Genomic DNA, 9,761 nt, shown 5'->3' on the forward strand with positions numbered 1-9,761 from the left:
TCAATCTGCTGCTTTCGACAACCGCTGATAACGGTTTTTAATAGATTCCAGACGCCTACGATTGGTTCCAAAGTCGGAATAACCGACACGCGATGCGGAACGCAAATGAATTTGCCGATTACCGGAATCGAGTCTGGCTTCGACGTCATCGGTAAAACGCAGCATCGGCGTTTTGAAAATCGCCCAGAGATAGTCGCCGGAAACACTTTTCAACTCGCCGCCTTCGCCGCTAATTGCCTGCTGCAGCTTTTGCCATGCTTCATCCACCGAAAGATCGCCGAAGGCTATCGGTTCGATATCGTCCTGCTCACTGTTCACACAGTTAGGCGAACCCGGGCAATTTTTCAAGTGACCGTCGACCAAGCCAGGCGCGCTTTCTGCCTGAGCATTTTTAATGAACCACGCAAAACATAGCATTATCAATATCTCCCGTTTAATCATCACTCCCCCATTTTGCCTTGATATAGTCACGCCGGACCGCAAAAATCCGGTCGAGCCTGTCGGCAATCAATAATTGATTGAGTATAACGCCTAGCCAACCTAAAGGCATCGCGTAAAACATGATATCTTCTAAAACAACGTCTTGGCCTTGTTCTGTCAGACGCACTTCATGGCTCCAAAATTTGAAAGGCCCGATTCGCTGTTGATAAATAAAATAATTCGGTTCATCGCAATGGCTAATTTCTGAAAGCCATGTCATCGGAAAGCCGAATACCGCCTTCATTCGATAAGCGATCAATAGACCGGCATAAATTCGATCCGGAACGTCGGATGTAATCCTCACGTTGAAAAATTCCGGCGTAATGTCATTCAGATGATGGGGCGAAGAAAAAAAATACCACGCTTCCGACAAAGAAAGCCTCAATGACTGACGTCGATAAAGGCGATATAGCTTCACGGTGTTTGTGTTTGTTCGGTATAAATCAACTGATCAACCGCAAAATCTAACTCCTTCGCTTGAGCAACCAATCGCTCGACAATCTCAGGGGCTAGCATCGGCGTCCGCGATAAAATCCATAAATAATCGCGATCGGGACCCGCGATCATCGCATAACTATAGTTTTCCTTATCCAATGCAATGATGTTGTACCCGCCGTAAAACGGTCCGAAAAAAGAAACTTTCAGGCGGCCGATATCGGGCTGGTCAACGAAATAAGCCTTGCCTTCGGCACTATCCCATTCCTGGTATTCGGTATTGTAACCCTTGTTGATTACCTTAAGGCCACCATCTTCTCTCAAACTGTACTCGGCGGAAATATGGGTCAAACCTCTTTCAAAACGGTGATCGAGTCGAGCTATCTCATACCATTTTCCTAGATAGCGCTCGACTTCGAAATTGCCGACCGGCGTAATACCTTCCGGCAAATCGACGCATCCCGTTAAAAATAACAATCCGATTAATATGATACGTTTCATGGTTTTCCTGTGTTCAAACATTGAAATTTGAATAGTGTAGGCACCGTCTTGTAGCCTATTACGCAAGCATTCCAAAGCCACCAAGCTAAAAAAAGATTGCGATGCGCCTCCTACGACTTCGACCCCACAAAGTTTACCGTTTCACCTATACCTTTCGTACTTCAAATTTCGGCAGTGCCTGAGGAGGCGCCGGGGTGCTCGGCCTCTCACCTAACGCTAGGTGGGCCGCGTAGGGTACGCTGTGCGTACTATGGTAACCCCGCGATATTCATGTGCCAACCGAACCGCCAGGGCACGGCTTTGGTACGCGCAGCGTACCCTACAATTTATGTATAACGATGAGAGCTGGAGCTTGGGTAACAGCATATTGTAGTTTTTGCTACTACGACTGGCCCCTGCTTGGACACTTGGCTTCAGCAAGCTGAAGCATCTTGCTAATCAGGAAATGCTTTGCATAGGCTTAGCTTTACAGTAACGCCAATTTGCCGTTTCATTCAATCCCGCGAAACATCGCCTTGGCCTTTTCGCTCTCGAGCCGGTGATCGACGATCGGTTTCGGATAGTCGCAGGCCGCAAACTTTTTATCCCAACGGTGAATAATACTCGGTACGAACGAGCGTAATTCGGGTATCCATCGATAAATATAGGCACAATCCGCATCGAACTTCTGTTGTTGCAGCCAAGGATTGAAAATTCTGAAATACGGCTGGGCATCGCAACCGGTCGACGCGGCCCACTGCCAGTTGCCGTTATTCACGCAGGGATCGTAATCGACCAAGTGCTGCGCGAAATAACGCTCGCCCCAGCGCCAGCTAATATGCAAATCCTTGACTAAAAAAGACGCGGTAATCATCCGCACACGGTTATGCATATAACCGGTTCGATTCAATTCGCGCATCCCGGCATCGACGATCGGAAAACCGGTTCTTCCCTCGGCCCAGGCATAAAACTGTGTCTGATCATTCTGCCACGGCAATGCGTCGTATTTGCGCACGAACGCATGCCCAAATACCTCGGGAAAATGGTAAGCGATATGCGTAAAAAAATCGCGCCAGTAAAATTGACGCAGCAAGGGATGATCGTCACCCAGCACGCATTGTACGGCATAGAAAGCCTCGCGTATCGAAACGGTGCCGAATTTCAAATGCGCCGACAACAGGCTGGTCGAGGCCAAAGCCGGGTAATCCCGCCGGGCTTGATATTCTTTAAGGTTTTCCAGAGTATCGAAAATTGCCAACGCCTGTCGACGCCCGCCCTGCACGTTCGAACCGGCATTTGTTTTGAGCGGCTCGTAATCGTACAACGGGCATTCCGGCGGTGCGCAAAAACAGCCTTCCGCCAAAGTTTGCGGCAAGCCGACAGGAATCCTTCGCGCATTATTGTAGAAAGCGGTAAATACTTTATAAGCCGAGCCATCGCTTTTGAGGGCCTGTTCCGGCTCGTTCAATAGCACATCCGCGCATGAATGCCATGCGATGCCGAGCTCGATACAAACTTGCTGTAAGCGATAATCGCGATGCCGACTGAACGGCGTGTAGTCGCGGTTGACAAATACGGCCTCGATACCGCAAGCAAGCACCCAATCTTTTACTATTTTCTCGGGTTCGCCACGCACAATAGTCAAATATGCGCCCCGCTCTCGAAATTGCTCCCGTAAATCGTCCAGGCTTTGTAGCATGAATTGCAGCGCCGGCCTACTTTTATAAGGATGCTCATCAATCTGAGACGGATCGAAGATAAAACAAGCCTGCACTTGTTCCGACAAGCGCAATGCCTCATTCAGAGCCGTGTTGTCATCGATACGCATGTCGCGACGAACGATATAAAGTGATTTGTTATGGCAGGTCATCAGTTGGCAATATCATTTTCTACTTGCCAGTTTATCCTTAAATTTTTCGAACGCCAGTCTCAGACGATAATATATACTTCGGACTCAGTAACCCGAACCTCTTAAGCCAGCGAAACCATGAATACGACATCCACGCACAACACTATTGATAGCTCCGAAAACCAAGACGGCCAACCGTTACATGTCGTCATCGTCGGCGGTGGCTATGCAGGTTTGTCGGCCTTGATAACGCTGAGAAAAGCGGCTCCCGATGCACGCATTACGTTGATCGACCCGAAACCTTGGCACTTGATCATCACGAGACTACACGAAACCATACATAGACCTCTGGAAAGCATTCGCATTTCCTATAAGACATTGGCCGAACGTTTTCAATTTGACCATCGGCAATACGCCGTCGATATCAATGAAAACCGGCTAAAAGACTGGCAAGATCAACGGGCTATTAAGACCGACACGGAAATACTGCCCTTCGATTTTATGCTGATAACTACCGGAGCTTCTTCCGGTACGCCGCTTCGCCGGCCTAATTTTTATGACTTGACTGCATTGACACTGAATTCAGGGGCCGAAATTCTTGAACGCTTTGTTAGCAATGGCGGACCGGGAAAAACGATCAACCTAATTGGAGGCGGCCCGACCGGCATCCAATTCGCATTTGAAATAGACCATGTCTTAAAAGCGATGCATGTCGAGTTTCGGCTAAATGTGTACGATACGCATGCAAAATTGCTGGGCCGATTTCCGCATGCATTCGGTGATTATGTCGAACAACGTATGATCGAAAAGCGAATCGCATTCATGCCGGAGTGGCATTTTGAAAGTAGCCCCGAACAAACGGCGTGTCTTGTACAGAAACAGGGCGAACGTCGTGAAATTTCGGATTCGCAGCTAACCTTGCTGCTCACAGGGAAAAAACCGCAAACGCTATGGCATGCCAATAGTTCAGGACAAATTCGCTTAGACAAGGAAACTTTGACGCGGATATTTACCGCCGGCGATTGTTCGCATTACGATATGATGGGGTCGAACTCGATGACGGCTCAATCTGCTCTGCGTAAAGGACGGGCAGCAGCCAAAAACATTCTGTTGGAAGCCGGATTGACCCGTTTTTGTTTGCCTTACATGCACCGCGATATCGGCTATGTCTTAAGTCTTGGCCCCTCGGATGCTGTCGGCTGGGTCGGCGCCCCCGGCAACATCGTCAAAGGCGTGCCGGCTTACTTAATCAAGGAGACGACCGAAATGCAATACGACCTATTGCTTTCCGGCGTGGATAGCTATATCGGTTAAATGAGTGGGATAACTGTTGTCTTATCTCGATAAAGTGGTAAGTTAATTTTTAAGCCACGGTTAAGATTGGCTTCAAAATAAAACAAAAATCAACCGGTGATTGCCCCATGAATAATCACGGATATCCGAAATCGGCGGTCGGATGAACAAGTTATCGACCTTCGAAATCAAATGCGTCATTTTTATAATCGCTCTGATTCCTTTTCTGCTGATGCTATGGAATGCCTTGACCGACTCGCTCGGGCCTAACCCGGTCGAAGCGCTGGCGAAAGAAAGCGGCATCTGGTCGTTAAGGTTTCTGCTGATTACGTTGGCGTTTACGCCGGCTAAGATGATTTTCAAACAACCCGGCCTGCAAAAATACAGGCGCGTCGTCGCTTTGTTCACTTTTTTTTATTGCTCGGTGCATTTTCTCATCTTTATCGGTTTCGAACATTCGTTCAGCTTTGCCCTTATTATTGAAGACCTCTACAACAGTCCCATTGTAATGGTGGGTTTATTGGCTTATCTACTGCTTGTCCCGTTGGCTGTTACATCAACCAATAACATGATGAGAAAGCTCGGGAAAAACTGGAAAAAACTGCACAGCGCAGTCTATGTAATCGGCTTACTCGCTATTTTACATTTCGCCTTGACCGTAAAAGCCGATCTGACCCGACCTTTGTTTTACGGTTTCATTCTATTAGCATTGTTTGTCATCCGAGGCATCGTCAGGAACAACAAAAAAACTACCGCCAGCAAAACAGAAGCCGTTAAGGATTAACGATTGCCAAAGCGACCGCTTCCGCCACCTTGATACCGTCGACAGCCGCGGACAGAATGCCGCCGGCATAACCGGCGCCTTCTCCGGCAGGAAATAAACCCTGAGTATTCAGGCTTTGCAAGCACTCATCCCGTTTGATACGGATAGGCGAAGACGTTCTTGTTTCGACACCCGTCAATACCGCATCATGCATAGCAAAACCTTTGATTTGTTTGTCGAATGCCGGCAACGCTTCTTTGATCGCCTCGATCACAAAATCCGGCAGTGCCGAAGCCAAATCGCATAAATGCAACCCCGGCGTATAGGACGGCAATACCGAACCTAAACGGGTTGAAGGCCGGCCCGCCAAAAAATCGCCGACCAATTGCCCAGGCGCATCGTAATTACCGCCGCCTAATTCAAAAGCTTTTCGTTCCCATCGACGTTGAAACTCAATACCGGCCAAAGGGGTGCCGGGAAAATCGGCCGGAGCGACATCAACGACGATCGCGCTATTGGCGTTTCGTTCGTTGCGCGAATATTGGCTCATACCGTTGGTCACGACATGACCAGGCTCCGAGGTTGCCGCGACCACCGTACCGCCCGGGCACATGCAAAAACTATACACTGCGCGACCGTTACGGCAATGATGCACTAATTTGTAATCGGCCGCACCCAATAACGGATGTCCGGCCTGCGACCCGAAACGGCATTGATCGATCATCGATTGAGGATGTTCGATCCGAAAACCGATAGAAAACGGCTTGGCCTCGATATAGACACCCCGTCGATACAGCATGCCAAAAGTATCCCGCGCACTGTGACCAACCGCCAACACGACATGCTCGGTATCGATACGCTCACCTCCGGCAAGCACTACGCCCTTGACCTGACCATTGTCAATTTCGACATCCTCGACCCGGCTTTGAAAACGAATTTGACCGCCCAAGGCTTCAATCTCGGCGCGCATCGATTCAACCATTGAAACCAGCCTAAACGTACCGATATGCGGTTTATTGACATAGAGTATTTCAAGCGGCGCACCGGCTTTAACGAACTCGGTCAAAACTTTACGACCGCGATAGCCCGGATCCTTGATTTGGCTATAGAGTTTGCCGTCCGAAAAGGTACCGGCACCGCCTTCGCCGAACTGCACATTCGACTCCGGGTTAAAGTCTCGCTTACGCCACAACCCGAAAGTGTCGACAGTCCGCTCACGCACCGCTTTGCCTCGCTCCAGAATAATCGGACGAAATCCCATTTGCGCCAAAACCAAACCGGCAAACAAACCACAAGGCCCGGTACCGATGACAACCGGCTGTTTGGCCAGACCATCGGGCGCCTTCGCAACAAAGCGATAAGCCATATCCGGCGTCGGACGAACCTGCGGATCCTTGGCTAAACGTTGCTTAATTTCCGCTTCTTTCGTGGTTTCGACATCCACCGAATAAATCAGCATGATTGCGCCACGCTTGCGGGCGTCATAACTGCGTTTAAATATCGTATATTTCAGTAGCTCGGAAGGTTTAATGACTAATTTTTCGATAATCGCGGTTTTTAGCTGGTCCGGTTGATGATCGAGTGGCAATTTTAGTTCGGTCAGTCGCAGCATGCTACTTCGGCAAGATGATTTAAAGCCGCGGATTATTTCATAAATATCATTTTCGCACTTGAAATTTCGAAGCAGTCGGAGCCAGTTTTGTTATGATTTTTTCGATAGATTTCTTATGCCGCTCAATACTCTCGCAAAATCTGAATTGCGCTACAGCCCGCCATAGATTTTGTTTCGGCTCGGAAACTTTAAAATAAACATTACCTGACAAATAGTCGGTAAAAAACCGCAAACCTAATTCAAATGGAATCAGCCGTATCGCCGGATAAAGATAGAAATAGTCGTGTTCGGTAAAAAACGCTCGCGTTTCGGTCAAGTAATGCGTTAACACCGCTTCGCAAATCGCCGTATCGAAATCGTCGGAACTTTCGATATGGCATAACGAACGGATGCAATCGCCTATGTCGTAATGGACCAGACCGGGCTTGACGGTATCTAAATCGATCAGACTGACAACCCGATGCGTATCGCGGTCGAACAAAAAGTTATTCAACTTAGGATCGCCATGAATCACGCGCTCGGCCAATACTCCTCTTAGTTTTGCCTCTTCCAACACTTCCGGCAACGCTTGCAGTCGATCGATAAAATCAACGCAATACCGAACTTCTGCTGAATCTTGAATTGCCGTCTTTTGACGAACTTGTTGATATTGCCGCAAATAAGCCGGCGCGATATGAAAACCGGGCAAGGTATCGTGCAAACGATCGATACTCAAACCACTGGCTAAACGATGAAAATAGCCTAACGCAAATCCTGTTTGCTCAGCTTGCTTAATGTCTTCGACCGTTTCGAAACTCATCGTATTTTCGAGATATTGCAGCGCTCGCCAGATCTCGCCCCGCTCATCTTGATAATAAGCTTCTCCGGAAATTGTTTTGACGATGGCAGGAATACGCAGCTTAAGGTCGGATTCAGCTTGTTGCGTTATATAGTTATTAAGTTCGGTCAAGTTGGTCACAATCAACTTAGGTTCGGCAAAAACCCGACGATTGATCCGTTGCAGAACAAAACGCCCGGATACCGTATCGATTAAAAAAGTATCGTTGATTAGGCCGTTACCCAACTCGATGATTTGGATGATAACCGATTGCGTAAACCGAGACGCTATCTTATGCATGAGTCTTTACACTAAAAAAGGATAAATATTAGACGCTCTGAGTAGAACAAAATAAAAGAAATCGAACCAAAAAGGGATATATCCAATCTTAAGTTGATAGACATTTTTTCTGCTTTCGTAGCCCCGTAACACAGTTGCAGGTGATTAGTAATGGTGTTAATTTGCGTTTTAAAGTTAACGTCCCTAAGCCGGAAACAAAGAGCTCAGCGAGCCCCCTAAATCGCTAATCGCAGCAGCCGGCAATATAACTTATTTAACTATTTCAACGATTTACACTACACGACAAAATAAGCGAATCGTTTCAAAATAACAAGCAACACGTGGTACTGACATGATCATTTTTATGAGAAGAATTCCGTCTGACACCAACAAATTTGAAATCAAATCATTCATCGAGCCGGCACTGAACGGAGGATTGTTTACCAAGAAAGGCTACATTAACACGATAAAAATATTACAAATAACAGACAGCACTCGTAACACCCATGAATATCACGGGCTAGTCAGAGTTGAGCCCGATTCAGCCGGAGCAAGAGTGATAAAAAAGCTTAACAAACAACCAATTAACGGAAAAATGATTATCGTGCGTGAATATTTTCACCGCTGCTGGCAAAACGATCCTCGGATCAGAAAAAACCATTCTGATATTGAATTTGCAGACCGAAGAAAAGGCGATAGGCGCCGCAAAACGCTGGAAGTCGCAGAAATGCCATTTGAACCGTAACCAACTTACGAAAGATTTTCGGCAATTGAGCCGGGAGCTATCATTTTTGCTCGCGGCTCAATAACTCCTGTAACAGACTCTGCAATGCTTCCCTTTGTTTATCGATGTGGAAACGATGCGAAACGACGATACTTATTAACGAATTCAGTGCGCGTTCGAATACATCATTAACAATCATATAATCGTATTCGCCGTAATGGCTCATTTCCGTCACCGCATCGCGCATGCGCCGAGCAATTGTTTCCTCGCTATCCTGTCCTCGATTACGCAAGCGCTGCTCCAATACGCTAACTGAAGGAGGTAAAATAAAAATAGCAATACAATCCGGCAGTATTTTTTTAATTTGTTGCGCCCCTTGCCAATCGATTTCGAGTATCACATCGATCCCTTCATTAAGACTTTCCTCAACGGTCTGCCGAGCGGTTCCATAATAGTTATCGAATACCTGAGCATGTTCAAGAAATGCCTGCTCGGAAAGCATTGTCTTAAATTCATCGACCGAAACAAAAAAATAATCCTGCCCGTCGACTTCTCCGGGACGTTGTTGCCTCGTCGTATGGGAAATCGAAACGGTCAGCTTGTCGAGCTCCTCCGTTAACTGTTTAACCAAACTGGTTTTACCAGCTCCAGAAGGTGCGGAAATGATGTAGAGATTGCCGGTTGTCATGACTCAAAGGATGTTAAATGAAGGGAGTGCATTTAACTGAGCATTATATGTTTTTCACTCTTTCTAGGGAAACTTACTGTGAAAGTTCGTAGATTAGGGCTCTTTATCTAATTTTTCGATATGAAAAACAATGTTGGTTCCGAAGAGGGTGCGGTTGCTCGACCGGCAGGCGTCGGCGGCAGGGCAGATTTTTGCTCCTCGGCAATTGCTCCTGCATTGCTCTAATACACGCCGTCCATGGCGTAATGCAAAATCTGCATTCATGCCATCCATGGCAATCAGATTCCGCCGTCGAGCCTACACGGACGTATTCACCCAGCACCTAAATTCCATAGCCCATT

At 47.4% G+C, this 9,761-nt stretch carries 10 protein-coding genes; 3 read left to right on the forward strand and 7 right to left on the reverse strand.

The features are described 5' to 3' along the window. The 4 genes from ACRJJO_RS17030 to ACRJJO_RS17045 all read right to left on the reverse strand — a co-directional run bounded on the left by ACRJJO_RS17030 (position 1) and on the right by ACRJJO_RS17045 (position 3,265). On the reverse strand, positions 1 to 417 hold the full coding sequence (locus ACRJJO_RS17030) for a DUF1499 domain-containing protein (RefSeq protein WP_404359616.1): 417 nt from the start codon (positions 415 to 417) through the stop codon (positions 1 to 3). A gap of 16 nt (positions 418 to 433) precedes the next feature. Next, positions 434 to 898 (reverse strand): SRPBCC family protein, encoded by a 465-nt coding sequence (locus tag ACRJJO_RS17035; RefSeq protein ID WP_431066841.1) that lies wholly within the window; start codon positions 896 to 898, stop codon positions 434 to 436. Continuing rightward, positions 895 to 1,416 (reverse strand): lipocalin family protein, encoded by a 522-nt coding sequence (locus ACRJJO_RS17040; protein WP_431066842.1) that lies wholly within the window; start codon positions 1,414 to 1,416, stop codon positions 895 to 897. Before ACRJJO_RS17040 ends, ACRJJO_RS17035 begins: the two co-directional genes overlap by 4 nt. Positions 1,417 to 1,906: 490 nt before the next feature. Next, positions 1,907 to 3,265, reverse strand: coding sequence for a cryptochrome/photolyase family protein (locus tag ACRJJO_RS17045; RefSeq protein ID WP_431066843.1), 1,359 nt, complete (start codon positions 3,263 to 3,265; stop codon positions 1,907 to 1,909). A 117-nt stretch (positions 3,266 to 3,382) separates the two neighbouring features. Here ACRJJO_RS17045 and ACRJJO_RS17050 point away from each other — a divergent pair, with 117 nt between their 5' ends. Together ACRJJO_RS17050 and ACRJJO_RS17055 are read left to right on the forward strand one after the other, a co-directional pair. After that, positions 3,383 to 4,558, forward strand: coding sequence for an NAD(P)/FAD-dependent oxidoreductase (locus ACRJJO_RS17050; protein WP_431066844.1), 1,176 nt, complete (start codon positions 3,383 to 3,385; stop codon positions 4,556 to 4,558). Between the two features lie 142 nt (positions 4,559 to 4,700). Beyond that, positions 4,701 to 5,321: a sulfite oxidase heme-binding subunit YedZ gene (locus tag ACRJJO_RS17055; protein ID WP_431066845.1), complete on the forward strand. Its 621-nt coding sequence runs from the start codon at positions 4,701 to 4,703 to the stop codon at positions 5,319 to 5,321. On the opposite strand, the gene ACRJJO_RS17060 is transcribed toward ACRJJO_RS17055, so the two are convergent. Next, positions 5,311 to 6,912: an NAD(P)/FAD-dependent oxidoreductase gene (locus ACRJJO_RS17060; protein ID WP_431066846.1), complete on the reverse strand. Its 1,602-nt coding sequence runs from the start codon at positions 6,910 to 6,912 to the stop codon at positions 5,311 to 5,313. The two genes, ACRJJO_RS17055 and ACRJJO_RS17060, sit on opposite strands and share 11 nt — an antisense overlap. Before the next feature lie 46 nt (positions 6,913 to 6,958). Beyond that, entirely contained in the window at positions 6,959 to 8,029 is a 1,071-nt protein-coding gene (locus ACRJJO_RS17065; protein WP_431066847.1) for a phosphotransferase enzyme family protein, read from the reverse strand. A gap of 331 nt (positions 8,030 to 8,360) precedes the next feature. Between ACRJJO_RS17065 and ACRJJO_RS17070 the strand changes: the two genes are divergently transcribed. Continuing rightward, positions 8,361 to 8,753 (forward strand): hypothetical protein, encoded by a 393-nt coding sequence (locus tag ACRJJO_RS17070; protein ID WP_431066848.1) that lies wholly within the window; start codon positions 8,361 to 8,363, stop codon positions 8,751 to 8,753. A 40-nt stretch (positions 8,754 to 8,793) separates the two neighbouring features. Here the strand turns inward: ACRJJO_RS17070 and gmk are convergent, their stop codons facing one another. Then, positions 8,794 to 9,420 carry a guanylate kinase gene (gene gmk / locus ACRJJO_RS17075; protein WP_431066849.1) on the reverse strand — a complete coding sequence of 209 codons (627 nt, stop codon included), beginning with the start codon at positions 9,418 to 9,420 and terminating at the stop codon, positions 8,794 to 8,796. Between the last annotated feature and the right edge of the window lie 341 nt (positions 9,421 to 9,761).

Source organism: Methylotuvimicrobium sp. (assembly GCF_050611805.1).
Lineage (GTDB): Bacteria > Pseudomonadota > Gammaproteobacteria > Methylococcales > Methylomonadaceae > Methylotuvimicrobium.